Source organism: Andreprevotia chitinilytica DSM 18519, assembly GCF_000711875.1.
Taxonomy (GTDB): Bacteria; Pseudomonadota; Gammaproteobacteria; order Burkholderiales; family Chitinibacteraceae; genus Andreprevotia; species Andreprevotia chitinilytica.
In genome coordinates, this window is sequence record NZ_JONM01000003.1 from 296271 (window position 1) to 322427 (window position 26157).

Annotated in this window: 22 protein-coding genes, 1 tRNA gene and 1 pseudogene; 14 read left to right on the plus strand and 10 right to left on the minus strand. The window is 58.6% G+C overall.

All coding sequences use genetic code 11. The annotated features are described in order from the left end of the window. The first annotated feature begins 48 nt into the window (after positions 1 to 48). Positions 49 to 1851, plus strand: coding sequence for an RICIN domain-containing protein (locus BR41_RS06470; RefSeq protein ID WP_156970580.1), 1803 nt, complete (start codon positions 49 to 51; stop codon positions 1849 to 1851). A gap of 198 nt (positions 1852 to 2049) precedes the next feature. On the opposite strand, the gene BR41_RS06475 is transcribed toward BR41_RS06470, so the two are convergent. Continuing rightward, positions 2050 to 2718 carry an endonuclease/exonuclease/phosphatase family protein gene (locus tag BR41_RS06475; RefSeq protein WP_035054262.1) on the minus strand — a complete coding sequence of 223 codons (669 nt, stop codon included), beginning with the start codon at positions 2716 to 2718 and terminating at the stop codon, positions 2050 to 2052. Positions 2719 to 2982: 264 nt separating this feature from the next. After that, positions 2983 to 3519, minus strand: coding sequence for a hypothetical protein (locus BR41_RS06480; protein ID WP_035054264.1), 537 nt, complete (start codon positions 3517 to 3519; stop codon positions 2983 to 2985). Positions 3520 to 4130: 611 nt separating this feature from the next. On the opposite strand from BR41_RS06480, the gene BR41_RS24570 reads away from it, so the two are divergent. Beyond that, positions 4131 to 5114, plus strand: a complete 984-nt coding sequence (locus BR41_RS24570; RefSeq protein ID WP_035054266.1) for a hypothetical protein — start codon at positions 4131 to 4133, stop codon at positions 5112 to 5114. A gap of 96 nt (positions 5115 to 5210) precedes the next feature. Here the strand turns inward: BR41_RS24570 and gcvA are convergent, their stop codons facing one another. Continuing rightward, a complete protein-coding gene (gene gcvA / locus BR41_RS06490) occupies positions 5211 to 6116 on the minus strand; it encodes a transcriptional regulator GcvA (RefSeq protein ID WP_035054267.1) in 906 nt (301 codons plus the stop codon). A 304-nt stretch (positions 6117 to 6420) separates the two neighbouring features. Here gcvA and acnB point away from each other — a divergent pair, with 304 nt between their 5' ends. Then, positions 6421 to 9006 (plus strand): bifunctional aconitate hydratase 2/2-methylisocitrate dehydratase, encoded by a 2586-nt coding sequence (acnB, locus tag BR41_RS06495; protein WP_035054268.1) that lies wholly within the window; start codon positions 6421 to 6423, stop codon positions 9004 to 9006. 80 nt (positions 9007 to 9086) lie between these two features. Here acnB and BR41_RS06500 read toward each other — a convergent pair whose 3' ends face one another. The 3 genes from BR41_RS06500 to BR41_RS06510 form a co-directional block, all read right to left on the minus strand. After that, entirely contained in the window at positions 9087 to 9896 is an 810-nt protein-coding gene (locus tag BR41_RS06500) for a substrate-binding periplasmic protein (RefSeq protein WP_035054269.1), read from the minus strand. Positions 9897 to 10015: 119 nt separating this feature from the next. Beyond that, positions 10016 to 10708 (minus strand): YdcF family protein, encoded by a 693-nt coding sequence (locus BR41_RS06505; protein WP_245615816.1) that lies wholly within the window; start codon positions 10706 to 10708, stop codon positions 10016 to 10018. Between the two features lie 219 nt (positions 10709 to 10927). Beyond that, positions 10928 to 11710, minus strand: a complete 783-nt coding sequence (locus tag BR41_RS06510; RefSeq protein ID WP_035054271.1) for a basic amino acid ABC transporter substrate-binding protein — start codon at positions 11708 to 11710, stop codon at positions 10928 to 10930. Between the two features lie 381 nt (positions 11711 to 12091). On the opposite strand from BR41_RS06510, the gene BR41_RS23505 reads away from it, so the two are divergent. From BR41_RS23505 to BR41_RS06530, 3 genes are all read left to right on the plus strand, one after another. Continuing rightward, positions 12092 to 13708, plus strand: coding sequence for a carbohydrate-binding protein (locus tag BR41_RS23505; protein ID WP_084186883.1), 1617 nt, complete (start codon positions 12092 to 12094; stop codon positions 13706 to 13708). A 186-nt stretch (positions 13709 to 13894) separates the two neighbouring features. After that, positions 13895 to 14104, plus strand: coding sequence for a type II toxin-antitoxin system Phd/YefM family antitoxin (locus tag BR41_RS06525; RefSeq protein ID WP_084186888.1), 210 nt, complete (start codon positions 13895 to 13897; stop codon positions 14102 to 14104). Further along, the gene (locus tag BR41_RS06530) at positions 14094 to 14507 is read left to right on the plus strand and encodes a PIN domain-containing protein (RefSeq protein ID WP_035054274.1); all 414 of its coding nucleotides are present in this window, start codon (positions 14094 to 14096) and stop codon (positions 14505 to 14507) included. Before BR41_RS06525 ends, BR41_RS06530 begins: the two co-directional genes overlap by 11 nt. An 83-nt stretch (positions 14508 to 14590) precedes the next feature. Here BR41_RS06530 and BR41_RS06535 read toward each other — a convergent pair whose 3' ends face one another. Next, positions 14591 to 15124 carry a YehS family protein gene (locus tag BR41_RS06535; protein ID WP_444541685.1) on the minus strand — a complete coding sequence of 178 codons (534 nt, stop codon included), beginning with the start codon at positions 15122 to 15124 and terminating at the stop codon, positions 14591 to 14593. Between the two features lie 431 nt (positions 15125 to 15555). Here BR41_RS06535 and BR41_RS06540 point away from each other — a divergent pair, with 431 nt between their 5' ends. From BR41_RS06540 to pyk, 7 genes are all read left to right on the plus strand, one after another. Next, positions 15556 to 16764 carry an RtcB family protein gene (locus tag BR41_RS06540; RefSeq protein WP_035054275.1) on the plus strand — a complete coding sequence of 403 codons (1209 nt, stop codon included), beginning with the start codon at positions 15556 to 15558 and terminating at the stop codon, positions 16762 to 16764. A 320-nt stretch (positions 16765 to 17084) separates the two neighbouring features. Further along, positions 17085 to 17180 carry an SEC-C metal-binding domain-containing protein gene (locus BR41_RS25530; protein WP_373278333.1) on the plus strand — a complete coding sequence of 32 codons (96 nt, stop codon included), beginning with the start codon at positions 17085 to 17087 and terminating at the stop codon, positions 17178 to 17180. A gap of 166 nt (positions 17181 to 17346) precedes the next feature. Beyond that, positions 17347 to 17496 carry a hypothetical protein gene (locus tag BR41_RS06550; RefSeq protein WP_156970581.1) on the plus strand — a complete coding sequence of 50 codons (150 nt, stop codon included), beginning with the start codon at positions 17347 to 17349 and terminating at the stop codon, positions 17494 to 17496. Further along, positions 17493 to 17651, plus strand: a complete 159-nt coding sequence (locus BR41_RS24575; RefSeq protein WP_169741257.1) for a hypothetical protein — start codon at positions 17493 to 17495, stop codon at positions 17649 to 17651. The genes BR41_RS06550 and BR41_RS24575 overlap by 4 nt, the downstream gene beginning before the upstream one ends. A gap of 368 nt (positions 17652 to 18019) precedes the next feature. Beyond that, a complete protein-coding gene (dapA, locus tag BR41_RS06555) occupies positions 18020 to 18943 on the plus strand; it encodes a 4-hydroxy-tetrahydrodipicolinate synthase (RefSeq protein ID WP_051710362.1) in 924 nt (307 codons plus the stop codon). Positions 18944 to 19034: 91 nt separating this feature from the next. Beyond that, a tRNA-Arg gene (locus tag BR41_RS06560) sits at positions 19035 to 19109 on the plus strand. Between the two features lie 210 nt (positions 19110 to 19319). Further along, the gene (gene pyk / locus BR41_RS06565) at positions 19320 to 20756 is read left to right on the plus strand and encodes a pyruvate kinase (protein WP_035054280.1); all 1437 of its coding nucleotides are present in this window, start codon (positions 19320 to 19322) and stop codon (positions 20754 to 20756) included. Positions 20757 to 20942: 186 nt separating this feature from the next. Here pyk and BR41_RS06570 read toward each other — a convergent pair whose 3' ends face one another. Further along, positions 20943 to 22823, minus strand: a complete 1881-nt coding sequence (locus BR41_RS06570; RefSeq protein WP_035054281.1) for a methyl-accepting chemotaxis protein — start codon at positions 22821 to 22823, stop codon at positions 20943 to 20945. A 156-nt stretch (positions 22824 to 22979) separates the two neighbouring features. Then, entirely contained in the window at positions 22980 to 25193 is a 2214-nt protein-coding gene (locus tag BR41_RS06575; RefSeq protein WP_035054282.1) for a RelA/SpoT family protein, read from the minus strand. A 175-nt stretch (positions 25194 to 25368) separates the two neighbouring features. On the opposite strand from BR41_RS06575, the gene BR41_RS06580 reads away from it, so the two are divergent. Then, complete coding sequence (locus BR41_RS06580) at positions 25369 to 25920, plus strand: DUF2062 domain-containing protein (protein WP_035054283.1); 552 nt, start codon at positions 25369 to 25371, stop codon at positions 25918 to 25920. Between the two features lie 36 nt (positions 25921 to 25956). Here BR41_RS06580 and BR41_RS24580 read toward each other — a convergent pair. Beyond that, positions 25957 to 26157, minus strand: a pseudogene (locus BR41_RS24580) (IS110 family transposase); the annotation flags it as partial.

Below are 26157 nucleotides of genomic sequence, written 5' to 3' on the forward strand. Positions count from 1 at the left end.
TCGCATGGGCGAAGTCTCTGCGTATGATGCGCGGTGCCACGCAGGGAATTGCCGGCGCTGCCGGATTCCACGCTGAACCAACAATCGAGAGAGGGCGTACGCATGTCATTTGAACCGGTACAGGGACAGTTTTATCGACTCGTTGCAAAACACAGCGGGAAGGTCGTCGAGGTCCACCACGACAAGCACGATCGCGGCATACCGATTCAACAGGGTGACTGGGTCGGCGGGGCGTATCAGCAGTTCCAGTTTCAGCGCAACGGGCAGTACTACAACATTGTCGCGCGTTCGAGCGGACGCAGTTTCGATGTGCCGCGCGATTCGTCAGACGATGATCTCGGCATCATCCAGTGGGATCGGCACGATCGCTCGCACAATCAACAGTTCACCCTGCTGCCTGCCGGCGGCGGCGCGTACTACATCAGCGCCCGGCACAGCCAGAAGTTCCTCTGCATGCGGGGCGGCGGCAAAGACTACGGCGTGCCGCTGGTGCAGCAGACGTGGAATGGCGGTGACCATTTTCAGTTCTCGGTAGTGCCGTGCGAACCGTATGTGAACCCGCGTGTTTTGCGCGAGATCGTGCTGCGCGGGGCTGACCCGATTCGCGATTCCGTTCTCTCTTTGACTGGCATGATCCCCAAGGCCGGCGGCGGCGTGAAGTTCCTGCTCGGGTTGCTCTGGCCGGAAACCGATGGGCCGCTGATTGATCAGATTCGCGACTACGTGCGCAGCGTCGCGAAACAGATGATCGATGAGGAGTACCTGAGCAACCTGGCGAAGAAAATGGCTGGCCTCAAGAAAGAGATCAAGCAGTATGCGATGGCAACGGATGGCGCAGACAAAGGCGGTTGGATGACCACCATGCTGTCAGCGTTCGAAGGCGCGCAACCCTACTTTCTAGATCAACGCGCCCCGGAAAAAACGCTGACACACCTCCTCACCCTGGGCTCGATGCATCTCTCCGCGTTACGCGAGCGCTACGACAACTTCGAAAAGCTGTACGGCAGAAAGTCTGACAATCCGGCGCAGCTGCTCCAGGATCTGCAGGATACGGTGAAGATCTACGTGGATGCGGGGGCGGGCGCGCGCGAGAAAACGCTGGAATGGCGAATGAAGCACATCGAATTCTCCAAGCAGCTGACCTATGTCGATGGGAAAGCACACCACGATGTGTTCGTCGTCGAGGATCGTTACGATGGCTACCGTTACGTGGCTGACTTGGGAACCGTCGAGCGCAGCCGCGTTGCGGCGCTCGGGGTGTTTGAAGATCGCAAACGCGAGGTGAAGGATGCCTTCAACGCGGAGCTGGATGCGCTCTTCGGCCCGGCGCTGGTCTGGAAGTACATCAACCCCGCTTTGACGGAGAAGCCGAAGACCGTACGGATCACAGCGAGTTCAGCCGTCTTCGGCACGAAGCAGGGAACTGAGTTTGATGGCGAGAACCGCACGTCGAGTAAACGGATCATTCAGATCGGTATCCGCATGAATGCCGCCAATGATCGGGTGGCCGGGCTGTTTTTCCTGCGCGACGGACATCACCAGCAAGTGTGGGGCTCGCAACAAGGCGAGCCGCGTATGCACTATCTGCGTGAGGACGAATTCATTACCGCTGCATATGGCACCCACGGCGGCCCGACCGATCCGCTGTATTCGCTGTATTTCGTCACCAACAAAGGACACATCGTCGGCGGCGGGCGTCGCGACATCGGCAAACAATGGACAAGCGAAGCGCCCGTTGGCGAAGACGTGCGGTTCGAAACCGTATTCGGTTGGGCCAGGCATGATCGACAGGAAGGAAACGGCATGATCGAGGCCCTCGGCTTCAAGTGGACGTACGCGCGCAAGGAGTGAGGCGCGAAAAACAGGCCAAATCGCCGAGCCGGCCGCTTTCGTCGGCAAGGCGATTTGCAGGTGGTGCTTCGCGCTTTGATGGCGTTATAGGCAGCGCGATACCACCTGTATCGGCTTGGGACATTGCCAATGATTTTGGGTCAGCGCTGTAGGGCGGGTCGTTTGACCCGCGGGGGGCTTGGTCTCATCAAGTTGGTATTACCCGTTACGTACATCAAAAAGGATGGGGCGGTGGTCTGGCGCTGACATATCAAAAACATCCGCCATGCCGGTGAGATCAACAGGCCTCACATCCACATCGGGGGCTGACAAAACCCAATCCAGAATGCCGCCAGAACGCTGGGTTGGCATACCGTTCCAGCAATCATGCGAAAGGGCTGGCACCGAAAGCTGCCCCATATCACCAATATCCCAATTCAGATCACCGGTTGCGACCCAGGCGGAGCCCAATACAGCGCAGTTTTCCAGTTGTGACTTCGTGAGCCCGCCTCGCCCTGACTTGAAATGCGCCAACAGGACTGAGCCGCTAAAGCCATTTACCCCTTGAACATCTGCTACCAGCAGATCGCGATTCAATCCGCGTAGATGCCCTTGATCACTAATGGCAATGCCCTCAATCTTCGATAGCACGATATAGCCATTAGAATAACCACCACGAAATGCAGACACTGCATATGTAGGATACATTTGGGCGAATTGCTCTTCATAGGTATCCAGAAGCCCGGAATGGATTTCACACAAGAAAACGAGATCAGCATCCCAGTCAGTATTCGTACAGCAGAGATTAACGAACGTTTCTACTTGTAGCTTTTTTGAAGTCAGTGAGGATTCCCCAGACTTCTCAATATTGAAACTTCCTATTCTCATCACCCTATCCCATCGTGATTTTCATCTCGGCCTTTTTAGCTCACCCCGCTACGTTCGCAAGGCAAAGCGCGAGGAGGGCAGATTTTTGGTGACTAACAGGCTGGTGAGCATCCCCGATCGTCGATATTGAGCTATGTCAGCTTGGAGCGTAAGGAAAAACCACGTTCTCAGAACGTAGTTTGTTTCCTTCTATCGTTTCAAAACCAAAAAGGCCAACGCCTTTTAAAGCATTGGCCCAATACCAGCAAATTCGCTACATGACAGCTAGCGCCGATCCGTAATCCGATTCGCAGATGGCTTTACCCCAAGCCGTTGTACTTTCTCATAGCGGGACATATCCAGCGCGAAATGCCATTCCTCTGATAGATACGCGCCGATCTTCGCCAGATGATGCAGATGAGATTCCGGCTCGGCGATGCCGATCATTGCGCGGAACACACTCCCCAATTGAGCGATGCGATCCAGACCGATATCGGCAATGTCGTTGAAGTCGTTGGCGGTCAGCTTGGGTGAAGTGGGGCAGTTGTGCAGATCAGCCATGCCGACCACCGATACGCGTATAACGCGTACTGAGCGTGGCCTGATGCGACGCTCTCCGAGCGGCAATGCCTGCATTGCCCTGTGGTGCCGCTCTGCCAGTCGGCGTCCATCGCGGGCCAATTGGTAGCCAACGCTACGCTGGTCGATCAGGGAAGTGAGGATGGTAAAAATCTGGTCTAGCTCAGCGAAGCCATCGCGGGCTTGTGCAATGAGGTGGCCGGAGTCGGGTGGTGCAGGAGTCGAGTGCTGGGAAATGGGCATGAAAGCCTCCTTCGTATACGGAAACCACCGCCACTTCGCTGCTAAACGAAGGTGGCGGGCGCAAGGATGGGTTAGCAGACCAGTACGAAGGAACTGGCAGCCCGAAGGCTCCCAAACCTTGACCCGCCATAGAAGAAGACGTGCCAAAGCAGCGGACGATAAAAAGCCGCCTTGCGGCGGTTGTCCGCCTTCGTAAACAGGCTGCTAAACCTGATCGCGTAACCAAACGCGACCCAACGAAACTACCCCAAGCGCCGCAATCTGGTCAAGAACGTTAGTCCTTCAGTTGCAACCGTACGCCGGATGCCTTCGTCGGCCGGCGTACCCAATCTGGCGTTGGGTTGGCGCTGAGCGAAGCGATGCCCAACATGAGTACGAGGCATGTTGGGCTGCATTTCATTCAGCCCAAGCTACGGGCTAGTCTCGCTTGGAAATCGAGGTGTTTAGAGGCGCCCTGTAAGCAGCGAACAAAATCCAGCGCAACTCAGGCAGTAGGGTTTTGTTCGCTGCGCTAAAAGGCCGGCTGTCATGCCAGCTTTTTTCTATACTCCTCAGCGGTTCTTCGAGCCATGACAGCCTTTGGTGTATTCAATATTTGGCAGTGAGGATAGATGACAACATATACCCCCAAGGCCTTGGCCTATATTTCCACCATCATCAAAGTAGCAGGGAGCGTGACCGACTGGAGTGCTGGCCTGGAGAGCGAAACCGAGGTGACTGTTCAGGAAGTTCAGTGCATGCAGATTGATGATTATATTTATATCGCCGGCAACGAGAACGAAGATGCGCATATCAAGAATTTTCTTGAACGATTTGTTGTTGGTAACGAACTTGAATTTCAATACTGCTTGAGATATGCCAATGGTTTGTTTAAATTGGCATATAACTTCCGCAAGGCGCCAAAGAAAAAACCTAAATCAACAGACCCTGCCGTTATCGGCGTATATTATCCGCATCTATATAGTGCTCAAGATTTGAATGTCATTAACGGTTTCTCAGCCAAAAAGCCAGATTTTTTGCTTGACTTGACCCCTGATGTGATCAATGAAATGCGCCGGCTGATTACAACTGCGGTCGCAAATGACGACGAAAAGAAGCTTTCATGGTTTCTACGAAAATTTGTTGGCGTAAAAGCGGCGCAAGGCGCCATCAAGGCAAGTGGTGCGCCAAATGCCTATCTGGCCATGTATAACAAAAGCACGGCTATCAATGTTTTACAAAGTAAGCCCGCGGTGCATGCAGAATTGGTACTGCTCACCTTCCTGGCTGAATCCATAGCGGATGATCCTTCCCTTTTCACAGGAAAGACTATCAGGATTGGCGGGGCAAAAAAGGCATGCAGCTACTGTGCGTATTGGATCAGAAATTATCGGCGATGGATATTGAATACCTATGACGTCACCTTGGAATTCCCCGTGGATGACGGTGGGGACCCAAGGTCAGTCGGGAGCGGCGCGGGAAACAGGCCGACAAGCGCAAAGCTGATATCTCTCGGTGATTACCCTGCGTTGCTTTTCAATGGCACGGCCGGGAGCTCATCGTCGGTTGAACTGAACGAGATCTATAACGATGAGACACGTTGGACTAGATTATGAATTGAAATAAATCCTGGCGAAATTGCAGGTGCGAGCTTTGCGACTTGGCCTTTTTTCCGTGCCTTCGGCAGGTGTATTCAACAGCCTGTCAGTAATTCAAGATTTCGGATTTTGCCCCAACATTTCCGCACTGCTTTCCAGCCACTGGCAAAACGCCACGATCGCCGGGTCGTTCATCACGCTGCGGGGCACGATCCAGCAATAGCCGCGTACTGGCACGACTGGCGAAGCGAGCGGGGCGATGAGGCGGCCGGCGGCGAGTTCGGTTTGCATCATCGGCAACGGGCCGAGCACCACGCCCAAGCCATCCATCGCGGCTTGCAGCGCCAGATAGAAGTGATCGAACTGCTGCGTGGAGGCGGGTTTCAGCTCGGGCACGCCGGCCAGCGTGAGCCAGCGTTGCCACGCGGTTGGGCGGGTGTCGGCGTAGAGGAGGGTGTGTTTGGCGAGGTCTGCCGGTTGCTTGATCGGCGAGTGTTCCAGCAGCGCCGGGCTTACCAGCGGCAGCTCGCGTTCATCCAGAAAGGGCTTGGTGATGTAGCCCGGCCAGTCGCCGGGGCCGCGGCGGATGGCGATGTCGAAGGGGGCGTCGAGCCGGCTGATATCGCGGTCGGAGGTCATCAGGCGCAGTTCCACATCGGGAAACTGGCGCTGGAATTCGGCCAGTTGTGGCAGCAGCCAATACATCGCCAAGGTCGGGGTCGAGTTGATCACCAAGCGGCGCTGGCGGTTGGGTTGCAGCAGTTGCGCGGTGGCGTTGGCGATGATGTCGAGGCCGTCTTGCACCTGCACCAGATAGCGCCAGCCGGTGTCGGTGAGCTTGACCCGACCGCCGGTGCGTTCAAACAGTTGCACACCCAGCCAGCTTTCGAGCTGTTTAATCTGTTTGCTCACAGCACCGTGCGTGACGAACAGCTCGTTGGCAGCGGCGGAAAAGCTTTCCAGACGGGCGGCGGACTCGAATGCGCGCAGTGCGTTCAAGGGGGGGAGGTGTTGGCTCATGCTGTGATTTTAACTCACAGATGCTGTAGCAATTACTCGTTTGTCGGCTATTGCATTGCGGCGTAATCTTCGGCCCACATCCTAAGGTAAGGCAAAGCCGTAGAATCGAAACCGGTAGTGAGCCAAGAACACCTTGTAGGAGCGAGCTTGCTCGCGATGGCAATGCTTGAAATGCCGCAATCGCGAGCAAGCTCGCTCCTACATGAAACCCTGAATTTCTCCGTGTTCAATGTGCGCTCATCGGTCTCCGTGTCTACAGATTTTGAATTGCTTTCAATAACGTCATCCTTGAAAGGTCCTCATCATGCTCGAAGCCTATCGCCAGCAAGCCGCTGAACGCGCCGCCCTCGGTATTCCGCCGCTGCCGCTTACTGCTCAACAAGTCGTCGACCTCGTGTCGCTGCTGCAAAACCCGCCAGCTGGCGAAGAAGCTTTCCTGCTCGATCTGATCACCAACCGCGTGCCGCCGGGCGTGGATGATGCCGCCAAGGTCAAGGCTGCTTTCCTGGCTGCCGTGGCACAAGGCAAGGACACCTGTTCGCTGATCAGCCGCGCCAAGGCGGTCGAGTTGCTCGGTACCATGCTGGGCGGTTTCAACATCAAGCCGATGATCGATCTGCTGGGCGATGCCGAAGTCGGCACCGTGGCCGCTGAAGGCCTGAAGAAAACCCTGCTGATGTTCGATTACTTCCACGACGTGAAGGAACTGGCCGACGCCGGCAACGCGAACGCCAAGGGCGTGATCCAGAGCTGGGCCGATGCTGAGTGGTTCACCAGCCGTCCGGAAGTGCCGCAATCCACCACGCTGACCGTGTTCAAGGTCACTGGTGAAACCAATACCGATGATCTGTCCCCGGCGCCGGATGCCTGGTCCCGCCCGGATATCCCGTTGCACGCGCTGGCGATGCTCAAGAACGCCCGTCCTGGCATCACGCCGGAAGAAGACGGCAAGCGCGGCCCGATCCAGTTCATCGAAGATCTGGCCAAGAAGGGCCACGCGATTGCTTATGTGGGCGACGTGGTCGGCACCGGTTCCAGCCGCAAATCCGCGACCAACTCCGTGCTGTGGTGGACCGGTGAAGATATCCCGTTCGTGCCGAACAAGCGCTTTGGCGGTTACTGCCTCGGCGGCAAGATCGCCCCGATCTTCTTCAACACGCAAGAAGACTCCGGCGCGCTGCCGATCGAAGTCGATGTCGCCAAGCTGGACATGGGCGACGTGATCGAACTGCGCCCGTACGAAGGCAAGGTCATCAAGAACGGCGAAACCGTCGCCGAATTCAAGGTCAAGTCCGATGTGCTGTTCGACGAAGTGCGTGCAGGTGGCCGGATCAACCTGATCATCGGCCGTGGCCTGACCGCCAAGGCGCGTGAATCGCTGGGCCTGCCGGCTTCCACGCTGTTCCGTCTGCCGCAAGCACCGGCTGAATCCACCAAGGGCTTCACGCAAGCGCAGAAGATGGTTGGCCGCGCTGTTGGTCTGCCGGAAGGTCAGGGCGTGCGTCCGGGCACCTATTGCGAACCGCGTATGACGTCGGTTGGCTCGCAAGATACCACCGGCCCGATGACTCGCGACGAGCTGAAGGATCTGGCTTGCCTGGGCTTCTCCGCCGATCTGGTGATGCAATCGTTCTGCCACACCGCGGCTTATCCGAAGCCGGTCGACGTGAAGACCCACCACGAACTGCCGGAATTCATCCGCAATCGTGGCGGCGTGTCGCTGCGTCCGGGTGATGGCGTGATCCACAGCTGGCTCAACCGCATGCTGCTGCCGGATACCGTCGGCACCGGTGGCGATAGCCACACCCGTTTCCCGATCGGTATTTCCTTCCCGGCCGGCTCCGGTCTGGTGGCCTTCGGCGCCGCGACTGGCGTGATGCCGCTGGATATGCCGGAATCGGTGCTGGTGCGTTTCAAGGGCGAACTGCAACCGGGCATTACCCTGCGTGATCTGGTGAACGCGATTCCGCTGTACGCGATCAAGGCCGGTCTGCTGACCGTCGCCAAGGCCGGCAAGAAGAACATCTTCTCCGGTCGCATCCTGGAAATCGAAGGCCTGCCGAATCTGAAGGTTGAGCAAGCGTTCGAACTGACCGATGCGTCTGCTGAGCGTTCGGCTGCCGGTTGCTCGGTGCGCCTGGATAAGGCTCCGATCATCGAGTATTTGAACTCCAACATCGTGCTGCTCAAGTCCATGATCACCAACGGTTACGGCGATGCCAAGACGCTGGCGCGCCGCGTGAAGGCGATGGAAGCATGGCTGGCCAACCCGAACCTGATCGAGCCGGATGCCGATGCCGAATACGCCGCCGTGATCGAGATCGATCTGGCCGACGTGAAGGAACCGATCCTCGCTTGCCCGAACGACCCGGACGATGTGAAGGTATTGAGCGAAGTGGCCGGCACCAAGATCGACGAAGTGTTCATCGGTTCGTGCATGACCAACATCGGTCACTTCCGCGCTGCCGGCAAACTGCTGGAAGGCAAGCGTGATATCCCGGTCAAGCTGTGGATCGCCCCGCCGACCAAGATGGATGCGCAGCAACTGACTGAAGAAGGCTACTACGGCACCTTTGGCACCGCTGGTGCGCGGACCGAAATGCCGGGCTGCTCGCTGTGCATGGGTAATCAGGCTCAGGTGCGTGAAGGCGCGACGGTGGTTTCGACCTCCACGCGTAACTTCCCGAACCGTCTGGGCAAGAACACCAACGTGTTCCTCAGCTCGGCCGAACTGGCTGCCATCGCATCGCGCCTCGGCCGCATCCCGACCGTGGCCGAATACATGGCGGACGTGGGCGTGCTCGATGCCAAGGCGAAGGATGTCTATCGCTACCTCAACTTCAACGAGATCCAGCAGTATCAGGACGAAGCTGACAAGGCGACCGTCTGATCAGTTGTTGATTGCTTGAAATGAAGCAGCCCGCCGGGAGACCGGCGGGCTGTTTTGTTTGGTGGCGCAATCAGGCTGATTCAGTGTTCCATGAAAAATCCCTTGTCCGGCGTATAGGCAATGGGCAACCCGAGCGTCGTGCTCCATTTCTTCGCCAATCTTGCCGGTTCATCCGACTTCTGAAAGTCCGTGAATGCCTCTTGCCATTTCGCGATCAATTCGGGAGGCGTGCCCTTGGAGAACGCGATGAAAGCCGGTGCCTCCTTGATGACAAAGGCCGGTTCCAGTTTGCCTGCGTCTACGCCGGCGAGGTCTGAATCAATCTTTAACTCCAGGTCGGATAGCACGATCAGCTGCACTTGATCATGCATCAGATGCTTGATCGTCATTTCATGGTTGACGGACTCGTCTACCGCGACACCGTTGTCTTTCATCAGCTTCAGTCGCCAGTCGTCCCTGAGGCCGCCCACTAAAAGCCGCTGCGCCTTGATGTCGGCAATGCTGCCCACTTGAAAAGCGGCCCCCGTCCTTTTGTAGACGATATGACGGCGCGTGGTGACCGGGCCGATGAAGTTGAGCCCCTTCGCAACGCGTTCAGGGGTTCTGGCCAGCGTAAAAACCAGTGTGTTGGGGCGAACCAAAACCGTATGAAGCACCCTCGCCCAGGGCTGAACCTCGACGTCGGTATGGATATCCAACCGCCGCTTGAGATCATCAATGATGTCAGCCGTGATGCCGGTCAGCTGGTGTTGGACTGTGTAATTGGCCGGTGCCTCTTCGGTGGTCAGGATACGCAGATCCGTATCTGCAACCGCGATGGAGCACGGCCCGAGAAGAAGCGCACACGCTACGGCGAGCATCTGCGCCATTAGCCGGGCTGGATATGCCATCACGCCTTCTCCTCAGTCACCACCCATGCTTGAGCTTTCATCTTGGCATGCCATTCGCAAAAATGGCCCTGCCGAATAAAAATATCCGACAGGGCCATTATTCAATATGGCTTCAGGCGCTAAGTGGTTTGATTGGAATAACGCAAGGCGTACCAAAGGATCTTTATATATTCGGATACCACAGCGCCGGCTTCGTAAATCGCCAGCGTTTTATACAGGCTGTCGCCGGCATGGACACTATGGATGCCCCATTCGACCTCTGGCCATGTTCGACGGAATTGTTCGTACGCCCGGTGGGAGTGATACCAGCTCGTCACCAGCATGATGCGATGCGGCTGGGTGTCTGAGAGCGCTTGTTTGCTGAACAAGGCGTTCTCGGCGGTATTACGGGAGCCGCATTCGTAACCGATGTGGTCTCGTGGAACGCCGGCCATGACCAAGCGGCGCACAATCAGTCTGCAGTCACCTTCACCGCTCACGAACACGTTGGGGGCAACGCCTGCGTGATACAACTCCGCTGCGCCGAAGACGCGTTGGCCGGATTCGCCGCCGAGCACGATGATCCAGTCCGCTTGTTGCAACGGGATCTCGGTCGTCAGCCAGGCCTTGGAGTACCGGATCAGCGGGATGCTCACGAGAACGAACAGGAAAAACAGCAGGCCCAGCCAGGCAAAGCCGGTGCGAAGCTTCGGGAAGCGTTGCCACATAGAGGGAAGACAGGACAGGGGTAGGTTGGTCGGATTGCGCGGCCACATTGCTGCGGCCGCCTCGGGAGTGGCGTATTGGAGCATAAAACGAAAGGGGCTGGTCATTGCCGATGGCCGCAAGAAACCCGTCTAAACCCATCGAGTCATCCATGTATGCCAACGATGCCTGAATATATCGATCGGCTTTGTTCCGAGGATCGCCTTGCTCTTGGAAAGCTTCTTAAAATATGCAAAGCGGTAGAGCGCCGACGATATGGTCAAGGCGCGTACTCGTAGAACCGGGCGAGTCGGAATAAAGGATGTCACTTGGCGGGACTGTTTTCTTTACTGCACAAAATACTGCGCATAAATCTTCTGATATGTCCCGTTGTCATGCAGCGTCTTTAGCGCCGCATTCAACTTCTCGCGCAGTTCGGCATCACCTGGCCGCACTGCAATACCGTAGAACTCCTTCTCGAACCCTTCGCTATTCACGATGTGAAACCCCTTGCTCGGGTTGAACTTCACATAGTTCGCCACCACGCCGTTATCGCCGATGGCCGCATCGACACCGTTGCCTTCCAGCTCTTTCAGTACCAGCGGCAGGCTCTCGAAACGGGTGATCTTGGGGCTGGTCTTGCCGAGGATTTTTTGCGCCACCACGTCGGCGGTGGTGCCGGTGGTGACGGCGATCTTGTTGGCTTGTTTCAGGTCGTCCGGCGTGGCGATGTTCTTGCCCGGCGGTGCCAGGATCACCTGCTTGGCTTCAAAGTACGGATCGGTGAAGGCCATGCTTTGCTTGCGCTCATTGGTGATCGTCACACCCGAGGCGATGACATCGATATCGCCATTGGAGAGCGCGGTGAAGATGCCTTCCCACGGCGTATTGACGAACTGAACCTTGATCCCGGCCTGCTCGGCGATGGCATTCATCAAATCCACATCGAAGCCGACGATCTTGCCGGTGGCATCCACCGATTCGAACGGAGCAAAGGCAGCATTCATGCCGACCCGGTAGGTTTTGTCCACAATGTTTGCGCCATCCGCCGCTTTCTCTGCTTTAGCGCCACATGCGGCCAGCGTTGCCAACAGCAGGGCGCTCAATAGCCATTTGATGCTGTGTTTCATGGGGTTCTCGTCGAGATGGGAAAAGGCGATTTTTAGCATGGAACCGGGCCACGGTCGGCGCTTGGCCGACTGGTAATTTGGCGTCGACAAGCAAGCCGCTCGCTCGATCCGGCTGCGTTGTCGGCCTGGATTGGCCGGTTGTCCGCATCGGACTGCCGCACCGGTTTTTCTTGTTTCAATCGGTTTTGTCGGTTTTGCAAGACCAGTTCAGACAAATGATGAAGTCATGTACGGACATTTATCCAATAAGTTCATGACCTTAAGATTGGGCTCGGGTGCTTGGGCGGTTGATCCAATCAAGCAAACCCAGTTTTGGTCAGATGCGCAGGGCCGCCGCCAAGGCCGCCCAAAGACAAATCGATTCGGATGGATGAGACAAAAATGAAGAACACACACTTGTTCGGCCTGAGCGCCTTGGCATTCTCTGCCATCGCCGCTTATGCCGTCGCAGCCTACCCGGCCTGGGCGGAGGGCAATACCTATACCGCCGGCACCATCGTGAGCTACAACGGCCACGATTATCAGGCGTTGATTACCCATACCGCCTATGTCGGTGCGGGTTGGACGCCAGCCGTCACCAATACCTTGTGGAAGGACCTGGGCCCATCGAGTAGTACGGTGGCCACCCCTGTGCCGACTCCCGCTCCTACGCCCAAACCGACGGCTGTGCCAACGCCGGTCGCCACCCCGAAACCCACGGCCACACCGGTGCCCAGCTGCACCTACGTGACCTGGACTGCCGGCGTGAACTACCCGCTCGGCACCGTCGTGCTGTACCCGCCCAATGGCGGCTTCTATCTGGAAAAAGCCGTCGGCACCAACGGCAGCGACGCGACGATCCCGACCATCAGCACCTATTACTGGGCGCCAACCACCTGCTCGGGCGCGGCCACGCCGGTGCCGACGCCCAAGCCGACGGCAACGCCAGCACCGACCCCGCTTCCTACACCAGTTCCGACCCCTGTGCCGACACCGGTCGCTACCCCGACACCGACGCCAAGCTGCAACTACACCACCTGGACCACTGGCGTGAACTACGCGCTGGGTACGATCGTGAAGTACCCGGCCAATGGCAATTTCTACAAGGAAATCGCCGTCGGCCAGAACGGCAGCGATGCCACAGACCCGACGATCTCTACCTATTACTGGGCACCGACTACGTGCTCCAGCGGTGGCACTCCGAGCGCGGGCCTGCCGCCCAAGGTGGTTGGCGGTTACTGGCCGTACTGGCCGACGTCGCAAATCCGCATCCGCGATGTAAACGCGAACTACAACCTGATCTACCTGTTTGCGGCCACGCCAGTCGGTGGTTCGCCGGGTACGACTGGTGCCGTGGTCTGGAACACGCCGGGTGATGGTCGCGGCGCAGCAACCAATCTGGTCGCGGATATTCAATACGCCCGCACCGTGCAAGGCCGCCGGATCATTCTGTCGGTGGGCGGCGCAGGCAACGGCATGAGCTTCCCGGATCGCACCAAGTCACAGAACTTCGTGAACAGCATCGTGGCGATCTACCAGCAACTGGGCGGTTTCGATGGCATGGACTGGAATACCTTCGAAGGAAGCCAGGCACCGGACACCAGCGAAATGATCTGGATCAGCCAGGAGCTGAAGCGTATCTATCCGGGCTTCATCATCACGGCACCACCGGCACCGTGGAACTCGGTCGATAAGACGTTCTGCCAAGCCATGGTGCAAGCCGGTGCCATGGACTACGCCGCGCCGCAGTACTACGACGGCCCGAATCTGGCTGATCCGGCTTATGTCGTCAGCAACATTGCCGACTGGGTCACGCTATTGGGCCCGACGCACTTGGTGGTGGGCTTTGGCGTCAACAACGCCACCAACTACATGACCATCAATCAGGCCGTCACGACGTGGAACCAGCTCAAGGCCAGCTACCCGACCTTGCGTGGCGGGTTCGATTGGGAAATCGGTACGGATGAGGCGCAGGGCTGGCAGTTTGCCAACACCATGAAGCCGTTGATTAATCCGTAATCTCATCGTATCCCTGCGTGTGGCAGGGGTAGTAACGCTAAGGAAAACCGGCTGTATCTCAATGAGATACAGCCGGTTTTTTTTGCCTTGTGTGTTGTCGCATCACGTTGGCAGGATGTTTCTTTTGCTCGATGAAGTGCATACTTGACCTGTTTGGATGACCAATTGGAGGTTGCTGTGGTGACCATGTCTGTGGCCGAAGCAAAGGCCAAATTCAGTGAATTGCTTGATGCGGTAGAAGCCGGCGAGGAGGTCGTGGTGACCCGGCGTGGCAAGCCGGTGGCGAAGATGAATGCGATTGGCAAAACCAAGCCGGATTTGAGCGTGTTTGAGAAATATCGCACTGCGCTGCCGGAAGATTATCGTTTCAACCGCGACGAGCTGTATGACCGCTAAAACCTTTCTCGACACGAATGTTGTGGTCTATCTGGTGGGCGAACATAAAGCCAAGACCGCACGGGCAGAAACATTGCTCGAAACCAGGCCGACGATCAGCGTGCAGGTCGTGAATGAATTCATCAATGTAACGACCCGCAAATTGGGACTTACTCGCCTCGCCGTTTACGAGCTGGCTGAGACGCTGATGCGCGATTGCGATGTCGTCCCCCTCACAGCCACTACCCTCCGCCGTGCAATGCGAATTGGTCAGCGTTACGGATTTTCGCATTGGGATAGTCTGATTCTGGCCGCTGCCATCGAGGCCGATTGCGATGTGGTGTATAGCGAAGATATGCAGCACGGGCAGCAGGTCGATGGGGTACGCGTCGTTAATCCATTTCTGGAAGACAGCGCCGCTTAATGAGCTGTCTTTGAAAATGAAACAGCCCGCCGGAAAACCAGCGGGCTGTTTCATTTCAGGCCTTGCCAAGAGTCATGAACGACTCAACCCCGCACGCGCTGCGTCAGCCCCTTCAGGAAATTCCGCAGTAGCTGGTCACCACACTTGCGGTAGTTCTTCTGGCCTTCCTTGCGGAACAAGGCGCTCAGCTCCGGCTTGGAGGTCTCGAAACCGGCCGCGGTCAGAATCGCATGCAGGTCGTCTTCTTTCAGCTCGAACGCCACGCGCAGCTTTTTCAGCACGGTGTTGTTCGAAACCGGCCAGATGACTTTATGCACCGGCCGATTGTCATCCTTGCCGCGCTTGAAGACGATCAAGCCATCCAGAAAATAAGCCAGCACTTCATCCGAGCAATGCTCGAAACCTGCTTCGTCTTCTTTCTTGAGGAAGGCGACCATGTCTTGCTTGCTGACGTCGTAGTTCGCCAGCTTGATGATCTCCACCAGCTTGGCGTCGCTCAGGTCCAGCATGTAGCGCACGCTACGCAGGATGTCGTTGTTGATCATCGTTAAATCCTTGTTTCGTTCAATCAGTGGTTTGGCGCTTGGCACGCGTTGCGCACCGTATGGCAACGCCATGATTGCTTTGTAGTCGGGCTGTGCACGCATTGGGGGTGCGAATTGCAAAGGGATAAAACAAACAGGCCCGCCAATAAGCGGGCCTGTCCGGTTTGGCCGGGCATTGTACAGATCAAAACGATCCGGTTGGCGGCGGGTTGAGTTGCGCTATTTGCAACAGTCGGCAGCAGCCGGCTTGACCGTTCTTTCCTGCCGGGAGAACAATGCGCCCCATTCATCAACCCCTCAGCCTGAAAAGGAGAACCCCAGCATGACCCCGCTCTGCATGAACCAAGTCGCTTCTCCCGCACAAAACAGCTGACCCCATTCCGCCATCGGCGTCGGGGTCTTCGCCCCTACGCCGGTCGCCCGAAAAGCCCCGGCATCACCGCGAGTGAACCGGGGCTTTTTCATGCGCGCCGGATATCGCCGCGCATGGCAAGGAATGACATATGCCTATTTTGAAAACCTTTGCCGGCGCACGTGTGCCGGTGAAAGTCTGGACCGACGAGATCGAGCCAGACGCAATCCAACAACTGAAAAACGTTGCTGCGCTGCCCATCGTGCACGGCCACGTGGCTGCCATGCCGGATGTGCACCTCGGCATCGGCGCAACCGTCGGATCAGTGATTCCAACCAAATCCGCCATCATCCCCGCCGCCGTTGGCGTGGATATCGGCTGCGGCATGAACGCGGTGCGTACTTCGCTCACCGCTGCCGATTTGCCGGAGACATTGGCCCGCATCCGGTCCGCCATCGAGGCTGCCGTACCGGTCGGCTTCAATCAGCATGAATGGAGCCGGGTGCGTGGTGGTGCGCATCAACGGGTGGCCCGGCCGCTGGATGATCGGCTGGATCGCATCGTCGGCAAGCATCCCGGCCTGATGAAGATGCAACGCAAGTTCGCCCAGACCTGGATTTGCCAGATCGGCACGCTGGGCGGCGGTAATCACTTTATCGAGCTGTGCCTGGATGAGGCCGATCGGGTGTGGGTGATGCTGCATTCGGGGAGTCGCGGCACTGGCAACGTGATTGGCCGTTATTTCATCGAAGCGGCCAAGAAGGACATGGCCCGCCACCACATCAACCTGCCGGATCGTGATCTGGCGTACTTCAGCGAAGGCTCGACGCTATTCGATGATTACGTGGATGCAGTGGAATGGGCGCAGGACTACGCACTGACCAACCGGCGCGAAATGATGCGGCTGATCGTCGAGGCGATGCGCCCGCATCTGCCGCCATTCACGCTGACCGATGAGGCGATCAACTGCCATCACAACTACGTGGCGCGGGAGACGCACTTGGGCGAGAAGCTGTTCATCACCCGCAAGGGCGCGATTGCCGCACATGCCGGGCAGCTGGGGATCATTCCCGGTTCGATGGGGGCCAAGAGCTTCATCGTGCGTGGGCTCGGGAATGAGGAGTCGTTCTGCTCCTGCTCGCACGGCGCCGGCCGCAAGATGAGCCGTACCGAGGCCAAGCGACGTTTCAATCGCTTCGATCTCGCATCGCAGACCGAGGGCGTGGAATGCCGCAAGGATGGTGGCGTGGTCGACGAGATTCCGGCGGCCTACAAGGACATCGATACCGTGATGGCCCACCAGACCGATCTGGTCGAGGTGGTGCATACGTTGAAGCAAGTGTTGTGTGTGAAGGGGTAAGAAACGTATCTCGATCTTTTGTTCACCGGTGTTCTCCCCTCGCCCACTTGTGGGAGAGGGGCCGGGGGTGAGGGTCATGCCAAATGCAGCGTTCTTATTTAGGCACCCTCTCCCTAACCCTCTCCCACAAGTGGGAGAGGGGACAAAAGATCGTGACCAGTATTAAACCGTGCTGTTTAGCAATTCCGTTTTGAAGACAACTTCCAAAAAAAGGAGATTCATCATGAAAACGATCCAGACCAATCAGTGCTTTCGAAACCAGCAGCAAGCGCCGCAAGGGTTTCCCGTCTGAAACGGGCGTGAAGCGTGGCTTCCGTACCGTGCATGGCGACAAGGAGCTGCTGGAAAAGCTCGGTCGCAACGACCCATGTCCGTGCGGCTCCGGCCACTTGTTTCAAGCGTTGTTGCCTCGCTAAAGGCTGCTTTCGATGGCAGCCAGCGACATGATTATTTCCGCTAACCACGGTGGCCCGCAGGCCACCCTTAGACCAAGGAGAACCGATATGAACCCGGATGCAAGCTCATTCCGAAGACGTTCAACCCGATATCCCGCGCCAAGGCGGCGCGGTATGGAGATTCAAGATGGAAAAGCAATTGGCCGACGAGATCGTCGGTTGCCTGCCGCAAGGCCGGACCTGTTTTAACGTGCCGCGTTTTCTGGCGGGCAAGCGATCCAAGATCGCGCGGAACTGGCCGTTGTACGAATTGCGACTGGAGGCGTTGGCAGCATGAAGATCACGCTCAAACTCCCCAAGCCGCGCAATCCGGTGGCGTTGGCTGCCAGCCAGCGTCGGGCCGGGGTGCATGACAAGACCAACAAGGCCAAGCGCAGTGCGGATCGACAAGCGTTGCAGCGGTCGCTTGCGACCGGAAAATGGCCAGACTAGCTAAAGTCAGCGGCGGGCGGCTCACTGAAAGGTGGGCCGCTTTTTTTGCGCGACGCGCTTTGACGCTGTCATGAATCCGCCGTTATAGTCGACCTGTCTTCACGTCCCGGTTTCCCGCTCCGCCATGTTCTCCCGAACCGCTTCCGCTTTGACTTTGCCCGTTTTCGGGCAGGCATGCGGCTGCGTGGCTGGCGTGAAATCGAAAAAACAGACCCTCATCTGACGGGCTGTCTGGTCCCGTCGGGTGAGTCGCCGACGGGAGCCACTGCAAGCCATGCCATTTCTCTCCCCGCTGCCATTCACCTGACCGGAACGCGCCATCTGGCGCCGTGCTGACGTTTTCAATCAACGTTGAGCGAGGTCGAAATATGTTTGAAGGAATCTGGGTTCCGATGGTAACGCCGTTTCGTGACGGCGCAGTGGATTTGCCGGCGGCACGGCGGTTGGCGCAGCATCTTTGCGGCGGTGGGATTGCCGGGCTGGTGTTGTTTGGCACAACCGGTGAAGCGTCGACCGTGAGCGGGGTCGAGCAGCAAGCACTGTTTCATGCTGTGCGTGAGGTGGTGCCGGTGCCAATCGTGGTCGGGCTGTCCGGTGCGAATACCGCTGCGGTCGCGTCGGCCGCAAAGGGCTGGCAGGAGCAGGGCGCGGATGGCCTGCTCGTGACCGCGCCGTATTACGTGCGGCCATCGCAAGAGGGCATTCGTCGCCATTTCGAAGCGGTGGCGGCAGCGACGATGCTGCCGATCATCCTCTACAACATTCCCTACCGCACTGGCGTAAACATCGAAGTCGCGACCGTGCAGGCGCTGGCGGCCAATCCGCAGTTCGTGGCGATCAAGGAAAGCGGTGGCGGCAATCTGGAGCAACTGGTCGCGCTGATCGAGGAAACGCCGCTCAAGGTGTTGTGCGGCGAAGATGCCCTGATCTTTACCGCCGCTTGCCTGGGCGCGCACGGCGCTATTTCTGCGGCGGCGAATGTGCGGCCGGATTTGTATGTGGCGATGCTGGCGCAGATCAATGCCGGCAATCTGGTCGAGGCGCGCAAACTGGCGCAGGTATTGCGGCCGGTGATCCGTGATTTGTTCATCGAGCCCAACCCGGCCCCGGCCAAAGCGGCCTTGGCGCTGACTGGGGTAATTGCCAATGAATTGCGGCTGCCGATGTGTACAATGTCGGCCGCTGGCGAAGCGCAGTTGCAAACCACTCTGGCGCGGCTCGAAACGGTTGTTAAAACGGTTGAAGCGAGTTGCCACGCACCTTCCACTGCAATGGTGGCGGTGCTTGCATAGACGATTCGCCTGTCTTTTGTGCTGGCGGCCTAAGGCCTACTCCATATGCGGTTATTAGGGAAATCCGCTACAATGCCGCCAGCGTGCTGCCGTCTCCGTAGTTAAATGGATATAACGGGCCCCTCCTAAGGGCCAGTTACAGGTTCGATTCCTGTCGGGGACGCCAAGCCGTATTACGTCAAACCGCTTTGACATCCAGCCGTCAACATGTCGAACCCATAGGTCACACCTACACCGTTCATGGCTCAGGTTGAACCCGCTTTCCCTTGCGCCCCGCGCGCACTCGATCTTCACATCGCCGGATGGCCGCGCGTCTGCGCCCCGTCAACACGGCCAAATCAAAAATCAATAAGCATCCATACAAAGGAGTTCACGCATGCAACGCAGCACCAAGATCGTCTCTACGCTTGGCCCGGCTTCGAGCGATGCCGCCACGTTGGAGCGCCTGGTTTCCGCCGGCGTCAACATGGTGCGCCTCAATTTCTCGCACGGCACCGCGCAGGATCACATTGACCGCGCTGCGCTGATCCGCGAGATCGGTCGCAAGCATAACCAGGCGTTGGCGGTGCTGGTTGACCTGCAAGGCCCGAAGATTCGCGTCGGCAAGTTCGAACACAGCAAGATCGAGCTGGTGAATGGCGAGTCGTTCATTCTGGATGCCAGCTGCCAGATGGGTAACCAGGAACGCGTGGGCCTGGACTACAAGGAACTGCCGAACGATGTCGAATCGGGCGCGATCCTGTTGCTGGATGACGGCCGCATCGTGCTGGAAGTCACCGACGTGCTCGGCAGCGAAATCCACACCAGGGTGAAGGTCGGCGGCATTCTGTCCAACAACAAGGGCATTAACCGCCAGGGTGGCGGCCTGACCGCACCGGCACTGACCGCCAAGGACATGGAAGACATCAAGGTCGCTGCACAACTGCATGCTGACTACGTGGCCGTGTCGTTCCCGAAATCGGGCGCGGACATGTATATGGCGAAAACGCTGCTGCGCGCCGCCGGCAGCAAGGCGCTGCTGATCGCCAAGATCGAGCGCACTGAAGCCATCACCAATCTGGAAGAAATCCTCGACGCATCCGACGGCATCATGGTGGCCCGTGGCGACTTGGCCGTTGAAGTGGGCGACGCAGCCGTGCCGGCGCTGCAAAAGAAAATGATCAAGCTGGCACGCCAGAAGAACAAGCTGACCATCACGGCCACGCAGATGATGGAGTCGATGATCACCAGCCCGGTGCCGACGCGTGCGGAAGTCTCCGACGTAGCCAACGCCGTGCTGGATGGCACCGATGCCGTAATGCTGTCGGCCGAAACCGCTGCCGGTAAATACCCGGTGGAAACGGTCGAAGCGATGGCGCGTATCTGTCTGGAAGCCGAGAAGTCGCAAGACAGCAAGATCAACGACGACGTGTTGACGCATGGCAATTTCACCCGCGTGGATCAAAGCATCTCGATGGCGGCGCTGTTCGCTGCCAGCCACCTGAACGTGAAGGCCATCGCTGCGATGACCCAATCCGGTTCGTCGGCGTTGTGGATGAGCCGCTATATCTCCGGCGTGCCGATCTATGCACTGACGCCAGAGCCGGATACCTACAACCGGCTGGCCTTGTTCCGCGATGTGTTCCCGGTGATGCTCGCGAACGAGAACACCGATCGTGAAAACCTGTTGCTGCGCGCCGAGCTGGAAATGGTTCGCCGTGGCATCGTCACGAATGGTGATCTGGTGGTGTTTACCTTTGGCGATGTGGTTGGCCTGGGTGGCGGTACCAATAGTCTGAAGATCGTGAAGGTGGGCGATCGCAAGCCGCGCTGATTGGCGGCACTCACGAGCGCGGCAGATACTTTGTCACTGCGTCGCTCGTGTACTCATGTACACGTCGCTCCTCGTTTCGCGTCTCTGCCGCACTCGTGAGCGCCTTCGGGATATGGGTGAAATAAGCAGACAACAAAAAACCTGGCAGTGCCGGGTTTTTTGTTGTCTGAGATGATCAGCCGCAACTCAAAGCTTGAACCGCCCAAACATCTGCTCCAAAAAGTCCGCCAGCGATTTGAGCTCATGCACCGTGCCGGTGGCGCGTTGCATCGCATGATCGGATGCCTGCATTTGCGTGGTGATGCTTTCGGCGCTTTGTGCCATCGCGGTAGTGGCGTTTTGCTGTTCACGCGTGGCGTGGGCGATCTCGCCCATCTTGGCGATCACCGCATCCATGTTTTCGCGGATGTGAGCGATCTTGCTGGCGGCCGAGTCAGACAGCGTCACGCCGCTTTGCACCGCATCGTGTGTCTTTTGCATGTTGGCAACGGCGGCGTCGGTTTCGGTGCGTACGCCATCGATCATGCCGGTGATCTCGACGGTGGCCTGACCGGTGCGCTCGGCCAGTTTGCGCACTTCGTCGGCCACCACGGCAAAGCCACGCCCCTGTTCGCCGGCGCGGGCGGCTTCGATCGCGGCGTTGAGCGCCAGCAGGTTGGTCTGATCGGCGATTTCCTTGATCACGCGGATGATGCCGCTGATTTCCTGCGAGCGTTGGTTCAGACGTTCCAGCAGTGTGGCCAGCTCTTCGACTTCGTGGGCGGATTTGCCGACTTCATTGGCGACTTCACGCACGGTCGAGGCCGATTCGCCCGACAGCGCGGCGGTGGAGCCAACCAGATCGTTCGCATCATGTGCGTTTTCGGCGATGTGGCTGATGCTGACGGTGATTTCCTCGATCGTCGCCGCGTTCGATGCCGAGAGATCCGACAACTGCTGCGAATCACGCGAGAGCTGATTCAGCACGCCGTTGATGTCGGCCACGCCGCTGGTCAGGCGGCCGGTTTCCTGGCGGATTTCGACGAACATCTTGCGCAGTTGCTCGACGAAGCGATTGAACGCCTCAGCGGTCTGGGCGATTTCGTCCTTGCCATCGATATGGATTTGCCGGGTAAGGTCACCGCCGCCTTGGGCGATTTCCTGCATCGCCGCCTTGACGCGGGTGAGGCCGGACAGCAAGCGGCTGACCAGTGCGCCCGCCAACGGTACGACGATCACCAGCACGATCAGCAAGGCGCCAATACAGAGGCCGACCAAGGCATTCAGCGACGACAGCACCGCGCTCTTGTCGATGACCAAGCCGAGATAGAACGGCGTACCTTCGATGCTCTGCAGATAGAAATACTTCATGCTGTTATCGATGCGGATTTCCTGCAGCTTGCCGGAACTCGCATAGTCGCCGAGCTTGTCGGTGGTCAGGTCGGGCGAGAGGTCAGTGGTGGGCTTCATCGCCATGCTGGCATCGGCATGGGCGAGCACGAGGCCGGCTTTGTTGGCGAGGAAGGCGTAGCCGTTGCCGGTCAGCTTGATCTGCAGCACGTCTTTGATGACTTGATCAAGATAGATATCGGTAGCGAGTACGCCTTTGAGCTTGCCATTCACCATGACTGGCGCAGCGAACGAGACAATCAGTTTCTTCGACGAGGCATCGACATAGGGCGGGGTGAGGATCGGCTCGCCAGCGCTGGCGGCTTGCTGATACCACGGGCGTGATGTGGGGTCGTAGCCGGCCGGCAGATCAAGCGCGTGACTCTGGATCATGGCTTTCTCGGCCGTCCCGAAGTAAGCCACCTCGAATTTGGCGCTTTTTTCGACTTGCACCAGCGCCGCTTGCGGCTCACTGGCAACGGCGAGCGCTTTGGCGCCGGCCGCGACGATCTCCTGCTTATCGAAAATCCAGTTGCGCAATGCCGCGTTGTAGCCGGTGGCTACGCCGCGAATCTCGCTGTTCAGGCCCTCGATGACCTGGCTGCGCATACGCATATAGGCGGCAACGGTCAGGATCGAGGTCGTGGCTGCCATCAGCAGCACGATGAACACGATCAGTTTGGTACGCAACGATTGCATGGGGACTCCGTAAGTTGCCTTGGTTGTTGTTGTGGCTATTGCCGCCGCTTAGTCGTTGTCGCGGGCAAAATATTACTTACAACATAGAACCCATTGTCATGATTGAACAGCGCGGATTGCCCCGGCTTGACATTAGCAGGGTGGTGCAGGGCGCTGTCAGCTTCGGCTGACGTGCAGCACGCCCGGCACATCGGCCAAACGCAACTTGATCCGCGCCAGATCGTCCGCACTGTGGATTTCCACTGTGAAGCGCATTTTCGCCAGATTGTTCTTCGAGAGCGTATTGACGCCGGTCACGTTGATTTTCTCGCGTGACATCACATCGGTCAGGTCGCGCAGCAGGCTAGGGCGGTCGTGCGCTTCGATTTCGATGTCGGTGGCGAATACGCTGCTGCTGACATGCGTGCCCCAGTCGGCCCGGATCAAGCGCTCGGGCGAGGCGGTGGCGAGGCGCTTCAAGGTGAGGCAATCCGAGCGGTGGATTGAAATGCCGCGCCCCTTGGTTACGAAGCCAACCACCGCGTCTGGCGGCACCGGTTTGCAGCACTTGGCGAGTAGCGTCATCAGCTTGTCGACGCCTTCGATCAGAATGCCTTCGCCCTGACCGCTGGCGCGAGCGCGCTTGATCACATCATCCGGGCTGACGGCCTCTTCGACGACGGGGCGCTGATCGAAATTGAGCGCATCGGCCAGCGCACGCAAGGTGAGGTCGCCATGACCGAGGCCGGCGTACAGCTCATCGACGGTCTTGTAGCCCAGCCGCTGCGCCACGGCTTCCTGATTGGCTTGCGTGGCACCGTTGCGGGCAGCTTCCTTCTCATACAGGGCACGGCCGTTTTCGATGACGACATCGAGGTTCTGCTGGCGAATCCATGCCCGCAGCTTTTGCTGGGCGCGGTTGCTCTTCACATAGCCTTGGTTGAGCCAATCCAGGCTCGGCCCGCCTTCCTTGGCGGCGAGGATTTCGACCCGCTGGCCGTTTTCCAGCGCAGTCGACAGCGGCACGATCTGGCCGTTGACCTTTGCCCCCCGGCAGCGATGGCCGAGGTCGGTATGTAGGTGATAGGCGAAATCGACCGGTGTCGAGCCCTTGGGCAGCGCGATCACGCGACCAGCCGGGGTGAGGGCGTAGATGGTGTCTTCGAATAGCTCGGCCTTGAAGGCATCGGCGAGTTGCGATTCGGAGGCGACATCGCTGCGCCAGTCCAGTAACTGCCGCAGCCATGCGATCTTTTCTTCGTACTTCGCATCGCCCCGGCCGCCTTCCTTGTAGCGCCAGTGCGCCGCCACGCCCAGCTCGGCGTGTTCGTGCATCTCGAAGGTGCGAATCTGCACTTCGACCGCTTTGTCCTCCGGGCCGATCACCGCTGTGTGCAGGCTCTGATAGTTGTTGCCCTTCGGGTGCGCGATGTAATCGTCGAACTCGCCCGGAATCGGCTGCCACAGGTTGTGCACGATGCCGAGCGCGGTGTAGCAATCCTTCAGGTCCGGCACCAGGATGCGTACGGCGCGGATGTCGTATAGCTCGGAGAAATCCAGCCGCTTCTTCTGCATCTTTTTCCAGATGCTGTAGATGTGCTTGGGCCGGCCCATCAGATTCGCGCCGACGATGCCGGCACCTTCCAGCTCCTGCCGCAGTGTGGAGAGCACCTCGGTGATGAACTGCTCGCGATCCACGCGCCGCTCGTCCAGCAGCTTGGCGATCTTCTTGTAGGTATCCGGATGCAGGAAGCGGAAGCCGAGGTCTTCCAGCTCCCACTTGATCTGCCACACGCCCAGCCGGTTGGCGAGCGGGGCGAACAGATCGAGCGTTTCCCGCGCCACGGTAGCGCGCACTGCTTCCGGCGCGCTGGCGAGCATGTGCATGGTCTGCGTGCGCCACGCCAGCTTGATCAGCACGGCGCGAATGTCTTCCACCATCGCCAGCAGCATCTTGCGGATGGCTTCGACTTGCGAGGCGACATCCTGATGCCGGGCGATGCCGGTATCCACCTTGGCCAGCACGCCGATCTTGCGCACGCGATCCACGCCTTCGACCAGCTTGGCGACGTCCTTGCCGAACTTGCTCTCGATCTGCACGAAGGCATCGGGCACGAAATCGGGCATGGCGAACAGCAGCGTTGCCAGTACCGTATCGGCGTCCAGATTCAGATCAGCCACGATGGAGGCACTGGCGACCGCATGCGTGAACAGCGGATCGCCAATGCCGACCAGGGGCGAATCGCCATACACCTCGCCAACCCATTCCAGCCCCTCGCGCAGCCGGACCATTTGCGGCGGCGCATAGCGCTCGGCCAGCTGGGCCAGCCAGTGGGCAGGGTCGGCGGCTTCGGCGATGGATTGGGCGAGGGGGCGGGTGACGGCGACCATGATGTACTCGAGTGAGGCGCTGCTTGCTGCCGTGCAGTCTGGCGGACGGCTGGTCTGCCAAGGGCGTTTAATGCAACGTTACCCCACGGTTTGAGCCAGTGGGGCTAGAACAGTGGAATTCTGCCGGAAAGCGGCAGTCCCTTGAAGGGATGCCTTACCTTTTCCTGCGAAACCCATGCCTAAACGCTTCTTGCGCCGTATCCTGCCCGACCAATCCAAACTACAGAAAAACCGCTTTCTGGCCCGCTTCGCGCCGTGGTTCGCCCACCCGAACCTGTGGCACGTAAACCGGCGCTCCATCGCTGGCGGAGTGGCCGTCGGCATGATCGGCGGGCTGATCCCCGGCCCCTTGCAGATCATCACCGCCAGCCTGTTGGCGCTGTTCTTTCGCGTCAACCTGCCCGTGGCCGTGGTGACCACCTTCTATACCAATCCGCTGACCATCGGCCCGCTGTATTGGCTGGCGGTGAAACTGGGCAGCTTTCTCACTGGTCTGGCTGGCGCGGACAAGATGCCGCCGATGCCGGGGTTCTTCGGCTACACATTGGGCGAATGGCTCGGTGCCATGTGGCATTGGTTCACGTCGCTGGGCATGCCGTTGCTGGTTGGGCTGCCAACCTTGGCCGTGTTGCTCGCCATTGCCGGCTATGTGCTGGTGCAGCTCGGCTGGCGGGCGCATGTGCTGTGGTCGCTATGGCGGCGCCGCCGTGCACGGCGTGTGCGTTGATCTCCTGCAAGGGGAGCGTAGATACCGTCTTGCCCGTCAATCACTGAACGCAAAATCGGGCTGATAAGGCTTCTGTGTTTTGAGTACGCCAAAGCACAGGTGCACCAGCTTGCGCATGGCAGCGCCCAGCGCCGATTTCTTCGCCTTGCCGCGCGCCAGCAGCCGCTCGTAGTGCGCCTTGATGTCCGGGTTGTAGCGGATCGCCACCACCGCCGCCATGTACAGAACAGCCCGCAC